The 19,586-nt window shown below is 55.3% G+C and carries 12 protein-coding genes; all 12 read left to right on the top strand.

Annotated elements, in window-relative coordinates:
• Positions 1-7: 7 nt before the first annotated feature.
• The 12 genes from ychF to gatA all read left to right on the top strand — a co-directional run bounded on the left by ychF (position 8) and on the right by gatA (position 19,583).
• The gene (gene ychF / locus HMPREF9451_RS06430; RefSeq protein WP_009139493.1) at positions 8-1,072 is read left to right on the top strand and encodes a redox-regulated ATPase YchF; all 1,065 of its coding nucleotides are present in this window, start codon (positions 8-10) and stop codon (positions 1,070-1,072) included.
• Between the two features lie 276 nt (positions 1,073-1,348).
• Positions 1,349-4,606 (top strand): helicase-related protein, encoded by a 3,258-nt coding sequence (locus HMPREF9451_RS06420; protein ID WP_009139491.1) that lies wholly within the window; start codon positions 1,349-1,351, stop codon positions 4,604-4,606.
• The gene (locus HMPREF9451_RS06415) at positions 4,607-5,221 is read left to right on the top strand and encodes a DUF4391 domain-containing protein (RefSeq protein WP_009139490.1); all 615 of its coding nucleotides are present in this window, start codon (positions 4,607-4,609) and stop codon (positions 5,219-5,221) included.
• Positions 5,222-5,223: 2 nt separating this feature from the next.
• A complete protein-coding gene (locus tag HMPREF9451_RS06410; protein WP_009139489.1) occupies positions 5,224-7,209 on the top strand; it encodes a site-specific DNA-methyltransferase in 1,986 nt (661 codons plus the stop codon).
• Positions 7,210-7,211: 2 nt separating this feature from the next.
• A complete protein-coding gene (locus HMPREF9451_RS06405; protein ID WP_009139488.1) occupies positions 7,212-8,072 on the top strand; it encodes an AbiJ-NTD4 domain-containing protein in 861 nt (286 codons plus the stop codon).
• A gap of 3 nt (positions 8,073-8,075) precedes the next feature.
• Complete coding sequence (locus HMPREF9451_RS06400; protein ID WP_009139487.1) at positions 8,076-11,222, top strand: restriction endonuclease; 3,147 nt, start codon at positions 8,076-8,078, stop codon at positions 11,220-11,222.
• Between the two features lie 917 nt (positions 11,223-12,139).
• Positions 12,140-13,261 carry an aldo/keto reductase gene (locus HMPREF9451_RS06395; RefSeq protein ID WP_009139486.1) on the top strand — a complete coding sequence of 374 codons (1,122 nt, stop codon included), beginning with the start codon at positions 12,140-12,142 and terminating at the stop codon, positions 13,259-13,261.
• A gap of 86 nt (positions 13,262-13,347) precedes the next feature.
• Complete coding sequence (gene recQ / locus HMPREF9451_RS06390) at positions 13,348-15,498, top strand: DNA helicase RecQ (protein ID WP_009139485.1); 2,151 nt, start codon at positions 13,348-13,350, stop codon at positions 15,496-15,498.
• A 211-nt stretch (positions 15,499-15,709) separates the two neighbouring features.
• Complete coding sequence (locus HMPREF9451_RS06385) at positions 15,710-16,672, top strand: DUF5692 family protein (protein ID WP_009139484.1); 963 nt, start codon at positions 15,710-15,712, stop codon at positions 16,670-16,672.
• 309 nt (positions 16,673-16,981) lie between these two features.
• On the top strand, positions 16,982-17,632 hold the full coding sequence (locus HMPREF9451_RS06380; protein ID WP_009139483.1) for a TetR/AcrR family transcriptional regulator: 651 nt from the start codon (positions 16,982-16,984) through the stop codon (positions 17,630-17,632).
• A gap of 161 nt (positions 17,633-17,793) precedes the next feature.
• On the top strand, positions 17,794-18,102 hold the full coding sequence (gene gatC / locus HMPREF9451_RS06375; protein WP_009139482.1) for an Asp-tRNA(Asn)/Glu-tRNA(Gln) amidotransferase subunit GatC: 309 nt from the start codon (positions 17,794-17,796) through the stop codon (positions 18,100-18,102).
• Entirely contained in the window at positions 18,102-19,583 is a 1,482-nt protein-coding gene (gatA, locus tag HMPREF9451_RS06370) for an Asp-tRNA(Asn)/Glu-tRNA(Gln) amidotransferase subunit GatA (protein ID WP_009139481.1), read from the top strand. The genes gatC and gatA overlap by 1 nt, the downstream gene beginning before the upstream one ends.
• Positions 19,584-19,586 lie beyond the last annotated feature (3 nt).

Below are 19,586 nucleotides of genomic sequence, written 5' to 3'. Positions count from 1 at the left end.
ACATCAGATGTCGCTTTCCATCGGTATTGTGGGCCTGCCTAACGTCGGCAAGTCTTCGCTGTTTACCGCGCTTACGAAAAAGAGCGGTTTTGCCGCCAATTATCCCTTTGCCACGATTGAGCCTAATGTGGGTCTGGTTCCAGTGCCCGACGATCGTCTGGACGCGCTGGCGAAGATCGACAATCCGGCCAAGATTGTGCCGGCCACGGTGGAATTCGTCGATATCGCAGGTCTGGTTGCAGGCGCTAGCCAAGGCGAGGGCCTGGGCAATAAGTTCCTCGCCAATATTCGCGAGACCGATGCTATCTGCGAAGTTGTACGTTTCTTCAGCGACCCCAACGTTGAGCACGTGTCTAAGAAGGTTGATCCTCAGTCTGACGTGGAAACTATCAAGACCGAGCTTGTGCTGGCTGATATTGCCACGGTTGAGAAGGCTTTGCCTCGTTTGGAGAAAGAATCCAAGCGCGACAAAACCGCCGTGTTCAAGTTCGAAACCGCCAAGAAGGTGCTCGAGGGACTCAACGAAGGCCATCGCGTGTTGACGCTGGGTCTTTCCGACGAAGAGCTCGCGGCGGTCAAGGACCTGTGCCTGCTCACCTGCAAGCCCATGCTCTATATTGCCAATGTGGACGAAGACCAGCTCGATGCTGAACTGCCTGAGATTGACGGCCAGATTCCCGTGCCCATCTGCGCAAAGACTGAGGCTGACCTGGCCGAGCTTGACGCCGAAGACGCCAAGATGTTCATGGAGGAGCTGGGCCTTTCCGAAAGCGGCCTTGCACGCTTGATTCGCGAAGCATACAAGCTGCTGGGTCTTCAGAGCTATTTCACTAGCGGCGAAACCGAGACGCGCGCCTGGACCATTCCCATTGGCGCGAAGGCGCCGCAGGCTGCAGGCGTCATCCATTCCGATTTTGAGCGCGGTTTCATCAAAGCCGAAACCGCAAGCTTCGAAGACTATGTTGCCCTCAATGGCGAAAAGGGCTGCCGCGAAGCGGGCAAGCTGCGCCAGGAAGGCAAGGAATACGTGGTGCAAGACGGTGATGTCATGCACTTCAAGTTCAACGTGTAAAACTGGATCGGCTCTCGATTCATGCATGACCCCCGATGGCCACATGCGATAATTCGCGCGGCTATCGGGGCGATTACCAAGGAGTTATAAATGCTGGACCTCGGAGTATATTCCGGGGGGGGGTTCAACGCGGGGCGCTTCTCCCAGAAGCATGACATATGCGATGTAGCGATTGACGAATGCGCACACGAGCTTTTCGTGCATGCTCGCCGATGCTTGCAAGAAAATGTCGTTGAGAACCTGCGCACGTCTGCGATTCGGGCTGGTGTATAGCTCATGCAGTCCGGATTCTTCGATAATCGCACGCATATCCTTAAAGATGACCTTGTTGCCGTCTTGAAAGAAGGCGGCAGTGTTTCCATCGCTTCGTCGGTGTTTTCCATGTACGCATATCGCGAACTTCGTGAGCAGCTGGAAAGCATCGACGAGTTCAGGTTTATTTTCACTTCGCCTGCGTTTCTTAAAGAACGCCACGCCAAAGAACAGCGCGAATTCTATATTCCACGGCTCAATCGCGAACGTAGCGTTGGCGGCACTGACCTGGAAATTCGTCTGCGCAATGAACTTACGCAGAAGGCCGTGGCAACCGAATGTGCTAACTGGATAAGAAGGAAGGCTCGCTTCAGGTCGTTTCGCAATGTTGCATCGTTGCCGCCTGCGCTTACTGCGGAAGTGACGGATTCTTGCGGCGTGGCCGATACGGTGTCGTACCTTCCCATCAATGGGTTCACGACCGTCGATCTTGGAGTGGAGCGCTCCGCCGATTCGTACAGCGCCATCGTGCGCCAGGAAACCTCGCCGTCTTGCCAGCTGCTGAAGACGTTCGAGCAGGCATGGAACTCCGAGGACCTCGACGATGTCACCGATGCCGTGGTGGACAACATCGCGCAGATGTATCGCAAAAACCCACCCGAGCTCGTGTATTATGCGGCGCTTTACCGCATCTTCCACGAGTTCTTGGACGACATCACAGCGGATGAGCTCCCTAAGGAAGGCGTCGGCTTTCGCGAGAGCAAGATTTGGAATTTGCTCTACGATTTCCAGCGCGATGCCGTGCTTGCCATTGTCAACAAGTTGCAAACCTACAACGGCTGCATTCTGGCCGATTCGGTTGGTCTGGGCAAAACCTTCACGGCGTTGGCCGTGGTGAAATACTACGAAAGCCTAAACCGCAACGTCTTGGTGTTGTGTCCCAAGAAGCTCGGCGACAACTGGCTGATGTATCGCAACAATCAACGTAACAACCCCATAGCCGAAGACCGCCTGCGCTACGACGTGCTTTACCATACCGACCTTTCGCGCGAACGTGGCACATCGGCAACAGGCCTCGACCTTGAAACCATCAACTGGGGCGCATACGACCTGGTTGTCATCGATGAGAGCCATAATTTCCGCAATGGCGACGATTCCGCCAAAGCGCCCAAAGACGGCGAGGAAATCAAAGAGAACCGCTATCAGCGCCTGCTCAACAGAGTGGTGCGCGACGGCGTACCCACCAAGGTGCTCATGCTTTCCGCCACGCCGGTGAACAATCGTTTTCGCGACCTGCGCAATCAGTTGGCGCTGGCGTACCAGGGCGACTCGAGCGCGTGGTCCGAACGCCTTGGGCTTGATACCAATATCGAAAACGTCTTTCGTCATGCGCAGAAAGCGTTCAACGAATGGCAGGAGCTCGATGCCGACAAGCGAACAACCGAGGCGCTTACCGCCAGTCTCGACATGGATTTCTTCCGCGTGCTCGACCAGGTGACAGTGGCGCGTTCGCGCAGCCATATCCAGCGTTACTACGATGCGAGCGCGATAGGGCCGTTCCCGCGCCGCAACAGGCCCGTTTCACGTCGCCCCGACCTCTCCGTGCAGGAGGGGGCGGCGACGTATGACCGCATTGCCGACCGTCTGTATGCGTTGGAGCTTTCCATTTACGTTCCGATCAAATATGTGCAGCCGAGCAAGCGCCATAAATATGTCCAGCAAGGCGGCAACCTTTCGGTCGAGGGGCGCGAACGCGGCGTGCAGCGTCTGATGGCCGCCAATTTGCTCAAGCGCCTCGAAAGTTCCGTCGCGTCGTTTCGCTTGACGCTCGAGCGCGTTCTGGCGGGCATGAATAGTACTCTCGATGCCATTGCCGCGTTTAAGGCGAATGCTGCGAAGGGCCGAAGCGTGCCAGAGTTGCAAAGTTCGGATTACGATTTCGACTTCGACGACGCCGATGCAATCGAGTTCATGGTAGGCAGCAAAAAGGCGCCGTATGACCTGCGCGATATGGACTGGGTGTCGTGGGAGCGCGACATTGCATCCGACGTGGCGATCGTAACCGAGCTGCTGGGCTTGATCGAGGATATCGATGCAGGCCGTGATGCCAAACTGGTCGACCTCAAGCGCGTCATTTCCGACAAGGTTGTCCATCCGCTTAATGAGGGAAATAAGAAAATCATCGTGTTCACGGCGTTTGCCGACACGGCCGATTACCTGTACGAACAGCTGAAACCCTTGGCGGCCGAGCTCGGGCTGGGCATGGCCGAGGTTACGGGAACAAGCGGCTGCAAAACCACGGTTGCGGGCGTGCGCGGCGATTTGTCCGAAGTGTTAACGTGTTTCAGCCCCGTGTCGAAGGAGCGCGATAAAGCGTATGCGCGCCTGGCGGGCAAAGATATCGACCTGCTTATTGCTACGGATTGCATTTCCGAAGGCCAGAACCTGCAAGACGGCGATTTCTTGGTGAATTACGATATCCACTGGAACCCGGTGCGCGTGGTTCAGCGCTTCGGGCGCGTGGACCGCATCGGGTCGAAAAACGATGTTATTCAGCTGGTGAACTACTGGCCCAATGTCGCGTTGGATAGGTACATCAATTTGAAGGAACGCGTCGAAAACCGCATGCATGCCACGGTTATGGCTTCCACGGGCGATGACGACTATATCAACGAGGGCGAAAAGGGCGATCTTGAATACCGTCGTGCGCAGCTCGAGCAGATGCAAAGCGAGGTGGTGGACCTCGAGGACGTTGCGGGCGGCGTTTCCATCACTGATTTGGGCTTGAACGATTTCCGTATGGACCTCGTGGCGTATTACGAGGCGAATCCGAGCATTGAACGCGTGCCTGCAGGCATCAATGCCGTGGTGGCGGGCGACGAGCCGGGCATCGTCTTCGTGCTGCGCAACGTCAATCAAGAACTCGACGCCGCGATGCGCAATCCTGTGCATCCGTTTTATCTGGTGTATGTGAAAGATGATGGCGAGACGCTGCACGGCTATCTCGACCCCAAGGAAACCCTCGATGCCATGCGTCGTTTATGCCGCGGCAAGTTCGAGCCCGATGCCAAACTCTGTCGTGCATACAACCGCGCTACCAAAGACGGACGCGACATGAGCCATGCATCGAAGCTGCTCGAAGCGGCCGTGCTGTCTATGGTGAGCGAAAAGCGTGAAGCCGATGTCGATAGCTTCTTCAGTGCGGGCACTACGAGTTTCTTGGAAAACGACGTGGCGGGGCTCGACGATTTCGAGCTCGTGTGCTTTTTGGTGGTGAGGTAGATGTACGGTCTGCCCAGTACGGTAACGGTCGATCAGACGCTGCCGAAAAACGCTTTCTATCAGCGGTTATCGCTTGCTGCACCAGTGAAGGACGAATTCGTTCACGGTATTGAAGAGCTGCGCGTGGTTGCTTCTATCAAGGAGGCGACATGCGGCATTCCTACCAGTGGAAGCATAGAGGAAATCTCGGTTCTGCGCATTGTGCTCAAGACGGACGAACTGCCTCGCAAAGCTCTCGACGCCATTGCATCGGCGGTGCCGCGCAAGATGCTTATGGCGTGCTGCCACGAGGGTCGCGCGTGTCTTGCCGTGGTGCGCGACGGGCTGCGTGCCAGCGAGCGATGGATCGCCGAAGAACAAATGAATATTGAGTTGAGAGGCGCCTCGCTTGCCGAGGTGTGGGATGGCCTGTGCGCACAGGTGCTGTTCGACGATGTGGAAGTCGAAGACGTCGATGCGCGTATGGCTCAAGAAGAACGAATTGCCGAGCTTGAGGCCGAGGTTATCAAGCTCAAGCGGAAATATGCGAAGGAGGTCCAGCCTGCCAAGCGCAACGCCGCTTTCAGAACGTACAAGCAGGCCTTGGCCGAGCTTCGCGCTCTGAAAGGGGAATAGCTATGGAAAAAGTCGATCTTGCTACGGCGGATATCGCTGCAGAAAACGCCGCCAAGTTGGCGGAGTTGTTTCCCGACATTGTGACCGAAGTACTGGATGAAGACGGCAACGTTCGCCACAGCATCGACGTCGAGGCGCTCAAGGCCCATGTGGGCGATATCGCCGAGGATAAACGCGAGCGCTATCAGTTCACCTGGCCTGGCAAGCAGCGTGCCCGCGCCGAGGCTATTCGCCAAATCGACAAGACCATGCGCCCCGCGCCCGAAGAGAGCGTGAACTGGGATACCACCGAGAACCTCTACATCGAGGGCGATAATCTTGATGCACTCAAGATTCTGCGTGAAACGTATGCCGGCAAAATCAAGATGATTTACATCGACCCGCCGTATAACACGGGTCATGACTTCGTGTACAACGACAGCTTTGCGCGCACTGCCGAAGAGGAGCGTGCCGAGAACGGCGCCTTCGACGAGGAGGGCAACGTTCTTGATACTGCGTATAACGAAAACAAGGAATCCAACGGCAGGTTCCACTCCGACTGGTGCTCGATGATGTATCCCCGGCTCGTGCTTGCGAGGGATTTATTGAGCGAGGATGGGGTTATTTTCATATCGATTGATGACTGCGAATACACTCGTCTGTATACATTGGTTTGCAATGTCTTTGGATCAATAAATCTAATTGCGACAATAGTCAGAAATACCAATAGCTCGAAAAATCAAAGTCAGTTTATTTCTGTCAGTCACGAATACTGCATTGTTGCTGCAAAAGATCTTGCTCTTCTAAAGGCGTCAATGGGGGAAGAAAAGTGGGGCGTTGAGAAGAACAACGTTCGAGAATACATGGCGAAAGTTAAGCAGCTTCAGAAGGAGGGGCTGTCTGCCGATGAGATTACAGAGGAGCTCAAAGTCTTAACGAAGTATCCTCGATTTATCGATTTTACCAACTATTGGTATTTTGACGAAAAAGGGCTTTATCAAAAGGCGGATTTGGGTGGAGTTCCCAACGGAAATAGGGAGCCCGTGGTCAATAGAATCACAGGCAGACCCGACCCAGTCCCTCCGGGTGGTTTTCGTTTTAGCCGGCAGAAGATGGAGGCTCTCGCAGATGAAGGGAGGATTCATTTTCATACTGATGGCAGTCTTCCTCGGCTGAAGAGATATCTGGCGGAAAACATGACCCAGCGGCCCAAATCGATCATGTCGGATGATCAGCGTCCCGACGTAAACATGCTGAAAGGTTTTTCAACGCCATTTGACAACCCTAAACAAATGGCGTTCGTTGAGCGAATTGCCAGTGTTGTGGTCAACGATGCCATCGTTCTCGATTTCTTCTCTGGCTCCGCCACAACCGCTCATGCCGTCATGCAGCTTAATGTCAAGGATGGTGGTAACCGTAAATTCATCATGGTGCAGCTGCCTGAGGCGTCAAAGGAAGGGAGCGAGGCTGCCAAAGCCGGCTACAAGAATATCTGCGAAATCGGCAAAGAGCGAATTCGTCGTGCGGGCGCCAAGATTGCGGCCGAAGTGGAGGGATCCAACGCGCAACTCAAACCTGGCGAAGAGCCCAAGAAGGTTCCCGACATCGGCTTCCGCGTGCTCAAGATTGACTCGTCCAATTTTGAAGACGTGAAACGTACGCCCGATGCCATCCAACAGGACCAGCTTTCTGGCCTGGCGGATAACCTCAAGCCCAATCGTACGGCGGAGGATATCTTGTTCCAGCTATTCCCGCAGTTTCAAATTCCTTACACCGCAAGCGTTGAGAAGCTCGATATCTGCGGCAAAACGGTTTATTCCGTCGATGGCGACGCATTGCTTGCGTGCTTTGACCGCGAAGTTTCCGAAGATGTCATTCGCGCCATGGCCGAGCGCGAACCTTCGCGTGCCGTGCTGCGCGATGCGTCTTTCGTCGGCGACGACGCCCTTGCCAACTTTGAGGAAATCTTCAAAACGCTCAGCCCCGAAACCGAAACCAAGGTGGTGTAGTTATGGGTCCTAGGCCTCTTACTTTCTCCGAACGAATGGGGATTACGCCCGCGAGGGAATCAATTCAAATCAGCGGGATGGACTTGCGGCTTCGGGTTGCGATATTCAACTATGTTCATGAGCTGTTCGTCGCGTTGTGGAATTGTGAAAACGAGTACGGTGGTCAAGTTGGCATAGGGGAGTCACTCGCCCGAACGGTCTGGTGCGAATTCTACTGTAAACCAATCGATGAGTTTCCGTACCACTCTTCGTTGTTCCTGGATTTTCTTAAACGTGAAATTCTCAAAGGGAGCTGGGCTTCGGTTTACGATTTGATGGAATGCATTGTCCAAGAAGATATAGATATCCTGTCTAATGTAGAGAGCGATTTCAACGACATTCTTGAAGATGAGCTTTCGGGGTTCAGATTTGCGGGCGGGGTTCTCGTCCAGATTTCCGGCGAAGAGGAGCTATCGTCTCTGTCTGAATCGTTAAGGGTTGAGGACAAGTATTCTGGAGCTCGAAAGCATATTCAAAGAGCAGTCGAACTATTTTCCGACCGAGATAATCCAGACTACCGCAATGTTGTCAAAGAGGCCATTTCTGCAGTTGAGTCTGTGGTGTCCGTGCTTGTTCCGTATAGCGGCAAGACTTGTTTCGGAGAACTAATTAACCTACTCGAAAAGCAAGGTAGGGTTCATCCCGCCCTCGCTAAAGCATGGAAGGGAATGTACGGATTTACTAGTGACGAGGATGGGATTCGTCATGCTTTGAGTGGTGAATTCAGCGCGGTAGACTTCAAGATGGCAAAATACATGCTCGTGACCTGCTCTGCTTTCGTTAATTACCTCGTCCAATTCGATGCTGAGGCTTTGGAGGGGTAGGTCATGGAATTCAAATTTACCGTTCTCGATTACCAAACGCGTGCGGCTGATGCTGTGGTGAAGGTGTTCGACGGACAGCCTAAAATCGATGCGTTGTCGTATGTGCGCGACATAGACACGGGCAACGTGAATAAACACGGCCAGACCACCATGGGCGCTATCGAGGCGAATGACGGGATTGCGACGGACGATGGCACGGGCTTTCGTAACGCGCCGCTGCGCCTGGGCTCCGAAGAGCTTCTTGCCAACGTGAAGAAGATGCAGCGAAAGAACGGAGTGCTCCTTTCGAAGGAGCTGCATCGTGATCTGGGCGCAGTGGAACTTGACGTGGAAATGGAAACAGGCACGGGCAAAACGTACGTGTATACCAAGACCATGTTCGAGCTCAATGCACGCTACGGATGGTCGAAGTTCATCATCGTGGTGCCGAGCGTCGCCATTCGCGAAGGCGTTGCGAAATCTCTCGAAATCACGAAGAAGCATTTTCACGAACAGTACGGCAAAAGCTTGTGGCCGTTCGTGTACGATTCAAGCCGTTTGACCGAAATAGACTCGTTTGCCAGCCGTGCGGATATTTCCGTCATGGTCATCAACATGCAGGCGTTTAACAAGTCGTTGAAAGAGGGCGGCAAGAGCAAAGAGGCGCTCATTATGTTTTCCGAGCGCGATGAATTCGGTAGCCGCCGCCCTATCGACGTGATTTCGGCCACGAACCCCATTCTCATCATCGATGAACCGCAGAAGATGGGCAAGAAGGGTAGCGCCACGCGCAAGGCCATGCAGCGCTTCAAGCCGTTGTTCTCGCTCAACTATTCCGCCACGCATAAAGATCGGCACAATGCCGTGTACGAACTTGACCCGCTCGATGCTTATAACGAACGCCTGGTCAAGCGCATTGAAGTGAAGGGCATCGAGATGGTGGGCATGCGCGGCACTGACGGCTATGTGTATCTGCAAGATATCAAGGTGAGTCCCAGCAAGCCGCCGCGCGCCATAATTGAGTTCACGCGCCAGCTGAAAAGCGGAAAGCTTGGGCGTGTGGTTCGCACTTTCGACGAGCTTGATAACATCTATCAGGCATCCGGCGAGCTTGAGGCGTATGCAAACGGGTTCAAGATTCTGCGCATCGTGCCCGATCAGAATGGGCAGGCGGGATACGTCGAATTCGACAACCATAACAAGCTGTATCGCGGTCAGGTTGCCAATGATTCTTCAGAAGAGGACCTTCGTCGCATCCAGATTCGCGAAACCATTCTCTCGCATCTTCAGAAGGAAGAAGTGCTGTATCGCCAGGGTATCAAGTGCCTGAGCCTTTTCTTCATCGACGAAGTGGCCAAATACCGTGTCTACGAGGAAGACGGGTCCGAGGGCGTGGGCGAGTACGGACGAATCTTCGAAGAAGAATACGAGCGTGCAGCTGAGGAACGTTTGGCGGAGTTGAAACTTGCCGATGCGTGCGATTCTGGCTATATGGACTATCTGCGCGACTCGCTTAACCGGAAAGTCCACGAGGGCTATTTCTCGATTGATAAGAAAACGAAGCGCTCGGTGGATAGCGAAGTAAAGCGCGGCAGCGAATTCTCCGAGGACGTGAGTGCCTACGACCTTATTTTGAAAGATAAAGAACGCCTGTTGTCTTTCGAGGAGCCGTGCCGTTTCATCTTCTCGCATTCGGCACTGCGCGAAGGTTGGGACAACCCTAACGTATTCCAGATTTGCACGCTTAAAAGTTCAGGCGATTCCGATATCAGCAAACGCCAAGAGGTGGGCCGCGGTTTGCGCCTGTGCGTGAACCAGGATGGTACGCGCCAGGACGAGGCGTTCCTTGGACGTGACGGCGTCCATGCTGTGAACTTGCTGACCGTTATTGCGTCCGAGGGCTACGACAGTTTCGTGAAGTCGCTTCAGAGCGAGACCAAAGACGAGCTTCGTACGCGTCCGAAAAAGGTGGACGTCAGCCTGTTTGCCAATGCGTTGGTGCAAGATGGCGTGAACGAGTACACGCTCACGAAGGCGGACGCCGAGCAAATCGTCTATGCGCTGCAAGCCAACAGGCTCATCGGTCCGGACGGTATGCCTGTTGGCGAAATCACGGAGCAAGTTCTTTATGCCATTCCCGACTCGGATATGCCTGAGCATTTGTACGGCTTCGCGAAAGACATTGCACGCATTGCGAACAGCGTAGAAGACTCCGGGGTCGCGGTTCGCTACGACAACGGCTTCGGCACCAAGGTACCGAGCAACAGACTCAACGACAACTTCCGAAAAAAGGAATTTCAGGAGCTGTGGGCGCGCATCAACCACAAGCGCGCGTATAGCGTGGAGTTCGATTCCGCTGAGCTTCGTCGTAATGCCGTAAAAAGCATCAATGACAACTTGTCGGTGTCTACGCCAAGGTATCGCCTGAAGCGGGGTGGGCAGCGCGACGAAACAACGCGTGAGCAACTTGAGGCCCTCGAAAGCTTCAAAGCTGCGGAAACCAAGACGCTCGAGGTCAAAGGCGATGAGGTTTCGGTGGCTGCGTATGATTTGGTGGGCGAAGTTGCAAGCAAAGCCTGCATCACTCGCAGAAGCGCGGCCGCCATTTTGTCCGACATCGCGCCCGATCGTTTCGCTATGTTTCGCGTGAACCCGGAAGAGTTCATTGCCAAAACGGCTGCACTTATCGTGGATGAAAAAGCGCGCATGGTCGTAGAGCATATTTGCTATAACCGCGTGGTGGGCGAGTATGACGCGGCGGAGATTTTCACCGAAGACATGCCTGAAAGTTTGAGTCGCGTGCTGCCTACGTCGAAGAAGGGCGTACAAGATTGGACGGTGCTCGACAGCGACACGGAACGCAAGTTCGCGCAAGACCTGGAAGACTCCAGCGAAGTATGCGTGTTTGCGCACTTGCCGCGTTCGTTTGCCATTCCTACTCCTGTGGGAGAATACGCGCCCGACTGGGCAATCGCATTCAACGAAGGCGTTGTGAAGCATATTTATTTCGTTGCCGAGACGAAGGGCTCTATGCAAACGTTGAACTTGAAGGGGGCTGAAGACGCCAAGATCAAATGCGCACGTAAACTTTTCGAGCAGCTTGGCGAAGGCGAGGTTCGTTACGACTTCGTGAGCACCTACGACGAGCTGATGGACAAGGTGATGCAGTAGGCGGAAGGGCCGCGCGTCAGACGGAAAAGCTCATGCGTCAGGCGGCAAAGGCGATGCGATAGGAGGAAAGGCCGGGTTTATCCCGGTCTTAACCGGCTCCATACCGCGCTGCGGTCGTTCTGTGGTCAAACAGGGTCGTTATGGGGAATTTTGCTCACCGTTCGCGCGTCAAAAGCGACCGTTTACGGCGCGTATTCGACGAAGCGTTCGTTCTACTGAAAACGGTTCGAATCGTGATTTGCAAAGCACCAGGTCACAGGCTTGATAATTCTGAGTCTTCTTATCGACCTTCCGCCAACTGTCCCCATATTCGTCCTTTTTGACCGCGAGCAGGGTAGAGCGCCTTAAACGTTCTCCCAATCGATGCTCTTTGACCATGGGTGATGGCGTTTTTGCGGCGAAGCCTCCAACAATCCTTGCAACGGAAGGATCGGGGCTAGAACCCAGCCTCGAAACCAGGCGCCGCGCCGTCTCCGCGAACCTCAGCAGATAGCAACTGATTCAAGGAGCGGTTTTGTCGGCATGCTTCGTTTTGTAACAAGGTTTTCAGCCGCGTTGCGCGGCAAGCGGACCAATTCGGGGCTGGGCAAAACTTTCCCATGCTAATGCCGCTCCAACCGGAAATGCCGCTTTATTTGCATAAGGTGAGTGACGAAGGCGGCGGCGAGGTTTATTCTTTGAAGAAGCGTCGGATGGGCGCCTGCGACATAGCGTGTGCAACACGAGGCGCCGGGCAGTCGCCGAATTAGACGCGTATGCGGTCTGGGTGCGCCGTTCGGTTGTCGAATAGAAACGCGGTGTCCTTATACAGGTGCACCATGGTATAGGGCGCACCTAAGTGGGGCATCGTAAATGCAGCCATTGCGACGATGCATTCGTTTTGGAGTGGCGCAAATGCACTTGGGTAAGGGGGAGCCATGTCGGATATTCGAACCGATCACGATTTCGCGCAGCTGGGTTTCGGCTTGATGCGTCTGCCTCAGCTCGAAGAAGGCGGCAACGATATCGAGGAAACCAAGAAGTTGGTAGATGCGTTTATGGACGCGGGCTTTACGTATTTCGACACGGCGCCCACGTATCACGGCGGCACGTCGGAAATTGCGGCGAAGGAAGCCCTGGTCGACCGTTATCCGCGTGAAAGCTTCCAACTTGCCACCAAAATGCCCGCATGGGCGGCTAAAAGCCTCGAAGAAGCCCAGGCGTTTTTCAATCGCTCGCTCGAACGCACGGGTGCGGGTTATTTCGACTACTATCTGCTTCATCAGCTCACGGACGAATTCGCCTCGTTGTTCGAAGATTACGACCTGTGGAACTTCGCCCAGAAGAAAAAGGAAGAGGGCCTGATCAAGCACCTCGGCTTTTCGTTCCACGATAGCGCCGAAGTGCTCGAGCGCTTGCTTGAAGAGCATCCGAACATGGACTTCGTCCAACTGCAGATCAACTACGCAGACTGGGAAAGCAACATCATCGAGTCGCGCAAATGCTACGAAGTGGCGCGTGCCCACGGTTTGCCTGTGGTTGTCATGGAGCCCGTGAAGGGCGGTTCGCTCGTGCAGCTGCCGCCGCAAGTCGAGGAAATCCTGCGCGCACAAGACCCCGAGGCATCCATGGCTTCCTGGGCGCTGCGCTTCTGCGCCTCCTTGCCGGGCGTCATTGCAGTGCTTTCCGGCATGACCACTATGGATCAGATGCAAGACAACCTGCACACCATGAAGGCGGCGAAACCCCTTACCGACGAAGAATCCGCCGCGATCGACCGCGCCCGCATAATGCTTTCTTCCATTCCGACGGTTCCGTGCACGGACTGCCGCTATTGCATGAAGGATTGTCCGCAAGGCATCCACATTCCCATCATCATGGATTCGCTCGATATCATGGCGAAGTTCGGCGATATGCATCGCGCGAAGGAAAACTACGTCTGGAATGCGAACAATGAGGCCTCCAAGTGCATTGAATGCGGCACGTGCGAATCTCTCTGTCCTCAGCATATTGATATCATTAACCAGCTTAAGCGAGCGACGGAACTCTTCGAATCGTAGGAAATGAACGAACAGGCGGCGGGCTCTTTGGGTCGTAGGAATGGGAAAAAGAGCGGGGCGCCTTCGAATCGTAGGAAATGAACTGTATGAACCGAAATTATCCCATGAGCGCTTCTGGGTGCGCCCCTTCCGCAACGCAAGTGGAAGGGGCGCACCCTTCGTCTGCTTCGTCGTTTGTTGCCGGCGCTGCGTCTGCTTCATACCCTTCGGCTTCGTCATGTTCTGCCGGGTCCGCGTCGGCGCGCCCTTCGTTACCAAGACCGGTTGTATCCGGTCTTTCCGCGGCGAACTTTGCTGGAGTGCCTTCGGCGTCTTTGGACGATGCCCGCGCCGCGCTTACGCGTTATTTCGGGTATCGTGATTTTCGCGCCGGACAGCAGTTCATCGTGGAGTCCGTCTTGCAAGGCCGCGACGCCTTGGGAGTCATGCCCACGGGTGCGGGCAAATCCATGTGCTACCAGATTCCGGGCATCGTCATGCCCGGCCTTGCCCTGGTTGTTTCTCCGCTCGTGTCGCTTATGGGCGATCAGGTGCGCGCTCTTATTGAAGCGGGCGTGCGTGGATCCTACCTTAATTCGACGCTCACTCCTGGTCAGCAGCGCACGGTGATGAAGCGGGCCGTAGAGGGAACGTACAAAATCATGTACGTTGCGCCGGAACGCCTTGCCGACCCCGTATTTCGGGAATTCGTCTCGCAGGTGGAAGTGCCCTTGATTGCGGTGGACGAAGCCCATTGCGTATCCCAATGGGGGCAGGATTTCCGCCCGTCGTATCTGGCCATTCGTGAGTTCATAGAGTCTTTCGAAAAGCGACCTATTGTGGTGGCGCTCACTGCCACTGCTACTGAGCGCGTGCGCAACGACATCACCACGCTTCTCGGCCTGCGTGACCCTGCGGAAATAGTCACGGGTTTCGACCGACCCAATATTCGCTTCGGAGTGGAACGCCTTGAGCCCAAGCAGAAACGGGCGCGCATTGCGGGCTATATTGCCGAGCATCTGCGGGAAAGCGGTATTATCTACTGCTCCACACGCAAGGATGTCGACGCTCTTACGGAATGGCTTGGCCAGCAGGGTATTTCCGCAACACGTTACCATGCGGGCATGCCGGTGGCGCATCGCCAGGAAAGCCAGCGCCGCTTCATCGACGACGACGCTTTGGTCATGGTTGCCACGAACGCCTTCGGCATGGGCATAGACAAATCCAATGTGCGCTACGTCATCCACTACAACATGCCCAAAAGCATCGAGGCATATTACCAGGAAGCTGGGCGCGCGGGCCGCGATGGCGAACCGTCGGAATGCTTGCTTCTTTGGAGCGATGGCGATATTGCCACGTGCCGTTATTTCATCGAAGAGGGCGGGGGCAATGACGAACTTTCCGAAGAAGAGGTGCAGCGTGTCAAGTCGGCTCAACGCCGCATGCTCGATGGCATGGTGGGGTATTGTCGCACCACGGGATGCCTCCGGCGCTACATTCTCGATTACTTCGGGGAAGATTCTCGCAACGAAGAGGGCGCGGCGTTCGCTTCGTCTGCCGAGTCGTGCGGAAACTGTTCGAACTGCCTGGGCGATTTCGATGCCATAGATGTCACCGACACGGCAAAGCAGTGCGTGCTGTGTGTGCGAGAGGTGCAGGGTGCTTTCGGCAAGAGCATGATCGCCGATATTGTGCGCGGCTCGCGCAGCCAGCGCGTGATTGAAGGCGAGCTCGATCGTCTGCAGAGCTATAACACGGTTTCCGATTCGGCGGCACAGGTCAAAGAGGTTATTGAGCTGCTTGTCGCGGCGGGCATTCTCGATATCTCGGACGGCACGTATCCCGTCGTGGGCTTGGGCGCGCGTTCGTTCGAGGCCGAACAGGAAAGCTTCACGTTTTCTATGAAGAAGATTCGCCGGCCTCGCAAGAAGGCGTCGCATTCGCCTTTCGATGGCGCTCCTTCATTCGGGGGTTCTGGCGCAGGCGGTGCACATGCGACGCCTGGCGTGTTCGGGGCTTCAGGCGGTGGGGAAGTGGAGCTCTTCGAAAGGCTGCGCGTCTTGCGCAAGAACATCGCCGATGCGAACGGCATTGCTCCTTACATCGTTTTCTCCGATAAAGCGCTGCGCGATATGTGCGCACGCATGCCCGCAACACCGGAAGCGTTTTTATTGGTCAGTGGTGTGGGCGAGAAGAAGCTCGAACGGTATGGCGAAGAATTCCTTGCCGAAATAGCCGCTTTCAAAGCCGAAAGGTAGCGGAAGACCCGCATGCGGGTCTTCCGCTGGAGGGCGAACATCGGGTGCCGCGCTTTTTTCGAGAAGTTTCCGCTATCTTCCGATACGTCCGCAAAGACGCTTACAGTCAATACCATTATGTAAAGACTCCCAGTTCAGAGCTTCATATACTTGCGATGTCAATCAGGGGCGCAGAGGGGAAATGCGCCTCGCAAGCAAGGAGGGTGTCTGTATGGGAATCCTGTATCAAGCGGGCGACATGTCCTATTGGGCCATTTGGCTCTTTGTTCTGTTCGCTCTCATGGCTTTCAACGAATTCGGCCGCACGAGCAAATGGGGAGGAATCACGCTTTTCGCGATCGTCCCCATCGTTTTGACCGTGTTCGTATGGCCGACAACTGCGGCGCCTGGCAACGAATACGGCACGGGCACGTGGTTCAACTGGGTGAAGACGTATTCGGCGCTGGCGGGCTGTCTAGGGTTTATGGCGCTTCGGTTCGTCCATTGGAAAGGGGCTGACGGTAAAACCCATTACCTTTATGAGAAGAAATGGGCGCTGTGCTTCCCGCCGTTGATTCTGGCCATCAACATCGCCGAGGCGGTCATCCGCGATTTCCAGGTGTTCAGCTGGGGCCTGTGGGAGGGCGGCTACGTAGAGAATCTCTGGACTATGTCTGGCCCATGGAATGTGATGAACGGTATTGCCGGCATCCTGAACATCGTCACCATCTGCGGATGGTTCGGCATCATCATCTCGAAGGACAAAACGCGCGACATGATTTGGCCCGATATGATTTGGGCTTGGATCATCGCGTACGACTTCTGGAATTTCGCGTACACCTACAACTGCATCTCCGACCATTCTGCCTACTGCGGTCTGGCGCTGTTGCTCTCGTGTACCATTCCGACGTTTTTCATCAAGCGCGGCGCGTGGTTGCAGCATCGTGCACAGACGCTTGCGCTTTGGATTATGTTCGTCATGACCGTGCCGCAGTTCGCTGACGTGCTGGCTCCCATTCCCACGACGCACAACCCGGCGGCATTTTTCGTCGTGAGCTTCATTGCGCTGGCAAGCAACGTGGCGCTGGCCGCGTATCAGTTCAACAAGATTCGCAAGAACAAGCTCAATCCCGTCAAAGACGAGTTGTACGCCGATACATCTGTGTACAAGAAGGTTGTCGAAGAGAACATCTAGACATTATGTGCGATGAGGCATAATCACAGATAATCATCGAACGTAAATAATTACGCCTCGTTCAGGCTGGTCGGTAACGTTTTCGTGTCGGGATGGTAACGGCTCTCTGCCCACTCTGTGTACCTGATGGCTTACCGCAGCGCAATTGGACAATCTTCCTATAATGAGGAAAACGCCCGTGTGAGAAACCCCGTTTATAATTTGGTCTTGGTTTCCCAGGACCAAACTTCGATCGGTTTCCACCGGGCGTTTTGTGCGTTAAAGCGCGGTATGCGGATATACCGTCATGCCGCAAGGAGGGAGGCCGATATGCGATTCGTTTCACCAGGCGCAACGTCGAGCAGACATGGCGATGCCCGCGCGGAAATTCGCCGCATTGAAGGACGTGCGGGGGATATAATGCAGGCCGCCCGAGGCTTGTTTGAGCATCGCGGCGTTGGGCCGACGACGGTGAAAGACATTGCCTCGGAAGCCGGCATCACCCGAGAGCTTTTCTATTACTACTATTCCGGAAAGCGCGACGTCATAGACGCCGTTTTGGACGATTACGTGGCGGATATCGTGGAAAGCGTTGCGGTTTGGAACGAAACGCGTCATTTTGGCGATACGTCGGCCTCGCTGCGCGAATGCATCGCTACGCTGCGACGAACCTTGTATGACGCTAATGGTCCACGCCCGATGATTGCAGTGCTCGAGGAGCTTGGCGTAAGAGACGCCTTCGACGTTCGAGCGGTGAGGGAGACGGCGAATTTCATCTGCGAAAAGGTTGTTTCTGAATATGAGCGTTATCACGATATCAAGATAGATTTTGTGTATGAAACCATGTGCGTCATGATATTCGGCTTGGTCGGCCTTTTGAAGGTTGACCCTTCTATCAGCGACGAGGCGCTTATGAAGGTTGTCGAGCAGACTTTTCGTCTGGACATGAGACCGCTTCCTTGTTGCGAGAAGGAAGATTAGGCCGTCTCTGATGGGACGGGCGCAACACTGGGAAGGTTCCTCGGTCCCGTACGTGAAACGCATGAAAACATGACTGCCCGTGGCCCTTGGGGTCGCGGGCTTTGCTATCATGGGCAAGTTAACCGAAACCAACGGATACACGAGAGGTTGGAGGATGCTGCATGGCAGAACACCTGACCGAAGAAGATGTGCGCAACATCGCAACGTATGCGCGCATTGGGCTTGACGAGCAGGAGCTCGCCCAGATGACCGTCGATTTGAATAGCATCATCGACACGCTTGAGCCTATTACCCAATACGAACTCGATGGCGTCGAACCCACGTTCCACCCCATCGGAGGCCTTTCCAATGTCATGCGCGAAGACGTTGTCGAAGAGTCCTTCTCGCAGGAAAAGGCGCTGGAGAATGCGCCGAAGCAGCAAGACGGCTCCTTCCTCATCCCTGCAATTCTTGGCGGAGGCGATCAGTAATGGCATATTCCCTTAACATGGGCGTTCGCGAGATTCGCGAAGGCTTGGCAGCGCAGGAGTTTTCCGCGCGTGAAATCGCACAAGCAAACTTCGAGCATATCGCCAAGGCGGATGAGGCGGTACATGCCTACCTCGAGCTCACCGAAGATATGGCGTACGAAGCGGCGGACAAGATTGATGCGGCGGTCGCTGACGGAACGTTTTCTTCCATGGGCCCGCTTGCGGGCGTCCCCGTTGCCTTCAAAGACAACATGAATTTGGAAGGCACGCATACGACGTGTTCTTCCAAGATGCTGGAGAACTACGTTTCCCCTTATACCGCAACATGCGTTGCGCGCTGCATTGAGGCTGGCGGCATTCCACTGGGCAAGCTGAACATGGACGAATTTGCGTTCGGTTCTTCCACCGAAACCTCCGCGTTTGGGTCTACGAAAAACCCGTGGGATCTCGAGCGCGTCCCCGGCGGTTCTTCGGGTGGCAGCGCCGCATCGGTCGCTGCGGGCATGGCGTGCATGACGCTCGGCAGCGATACGGGCGGATCCATTCGCCAGCCTGCTTCGTTCTGCGGCATCGTAGGCGTGAAGCCTACGTACGGCATGGTTTCCCGCTATGGCGTGGTTGCTTTCGGCAGTTCGCTTGACCAGGTAGGTCCGTTCACGCGCAGCGTCGAAGATGCGGCGTACGCCATGCAGGTATTGTGCGGCTACGATCCGCTCGACTGCACGTCGCAGCATATCGAGGCCGATTTCGTGGACGCAGTGAAGCAGGGCGTCGAAGGCATACGTATCGGCGTGGTACCCGGATTCATGAACGCTCCCGGCCTGACCCCCGAAGTGAAGGAAAAGGTCGCAGAGGCCGCTGCGAAGCTCGAGGCTGCAGGCGCGCAGATCGTGGAGGTCGACCTTCCTCATGCGGACGCGGCCATCAGCGCATACTACGTGCTCGGTCCGTGCGAGGCGTTTTCCAATCTGGCTCGCTTCGACTCCGTTCGTTACGGCTACTGCGAACCCGGCTTGAAAGACCTGGGCTCTCAGTACGAGGAAAGCCGCGCGAACGGTTTCGGCATGGAGGCGAAGCGCCGCATCATGTTGGGCAGCTACCTCCTTTCCGCCGGCGTGTACGAGAAATACTATTATCCCGCGCAGCAGGTGCGCAGGCTCATCACGCAGGATTACGAGCGCGCGTACGAGCAGTGCGACGTCATTCTTGCTCCTACCAGCCCGCGCACGGCGTTTAAGTTCGGTGAAATCGGCGATCCGGTGGAAATGCACCTCTCGGATATCTTCACCGTCTCCATCAACATTGCCGGCAACGGCGGCATGAACGTTCCGTGCGGCCTGGGCAAAGATACCGGTCTGCCCGTGGGCGTGCAGCTTATCTGCCCGCAGTTCAAAGACGTCAACATGTTCCGTGCGGCCGCCGCTTTGGAGGCTGCGTACGGCGTCGCTCCCATTGCCCCGGCGTTTCAGGCAGGTGAATAGCAC

It is taken from the genome of Slackia piriformis YIT 12062, from assembly GCF_000296445.1.
Lineage (GTDB): Bacteria > Actinomycetota > Coriobacteriia > Coriobacteriales > Eggerthellaceae > Slackia > Slackia piriformis.
Note: the sequence above shows the minus strand (reverse complement) of the source record. Positions and strands in the feature narration are given on the sequence as shown.

Bases quoted from the DNA above. Each gene is read 5' to 3' on its own strand.
- ychF (WP_009139493.1), top strand. From the start codon at position 8: ATGTCGCTTTCCATCGGTATTGTGGGCCTGCCTAACGTCGGCAAGTCT.
- HMPREF9451_RS06420 (WP_009139491.1), top strand. From the start codon at position 1,349: ATGCAGTCCGGATTCTTCGATAATCGCACGCATATCCTTAAAGATGAC.
- HMPREF9451_RS06415 (WP_009139490.1), top strand. From the start codon at position 4,607: ATGTACGGTCTGCCCAGTACGGTAACGGTCGATCAGACGCTGCCGAAA.
- HMPREF9451_RS06410 (WP_009139489.1), top strand. From the start codon at position 5,224: ATGGAAAAAGTCGATCTTGCTACGGCGGATATCGCTGCAGAAAACGCC.
- HMPREF9451_RS06405 (WP_009139488.1), top strand. From the start codon at position 7,212: ATGGGTCCTAGGCCTCTTACTTTCTCCGAACGAATGGGGATTACGCCC.
- HMPREF9451_RS06400 (WP_009139487.1), top strand. From the start codon at position 8,076: ATGGAATTCAAATTTACCGTTCTCGATTACCAAACGCGTGCGGCTGAT.
- HMPREF9451_RS06395 (WP_009139486.1), top strand. From the start codon at position 12,140: ATGTCGGATATTCGAACCGATCACGATTTCGCGCAGCTGGGTTTCGGC.
- recQ (WP_009139485.1), top strand. From the start codon at position 13,348: ATGAACCGAAATTATCCCATGAGCGCTTCTGGGTGCGCCCCTTCCGCA.
- HMPREF9451_RS06385 (WP_009139484.1), top strand. From the start codon at position 15,710: ATGGGAATCCTGTATCAAGCGGGCGACATGTCCTATTGGGCCATTTGG.
- HMPREF9451_RS06380 (WP_009139483.1), top strand. From the start codon at position 16,982: ATGCGATTCGTTTCACCAGGCGCAACGTCGAGCAGACATGGCGATGCC.
- gatC (WP_009139482.1), top strand. From the start codon at position 17,794: ATGGCAGAACACCTGACCGAAGAAGATGTGCGCAACATCGCAACGTAT.
- gatA (WP_009139481.1), top strand. From the start codon at position 18,102: ATGGCATATTCCCTTAACATGGGCGTTCGCGAGATTCGCGAAGGCTTG.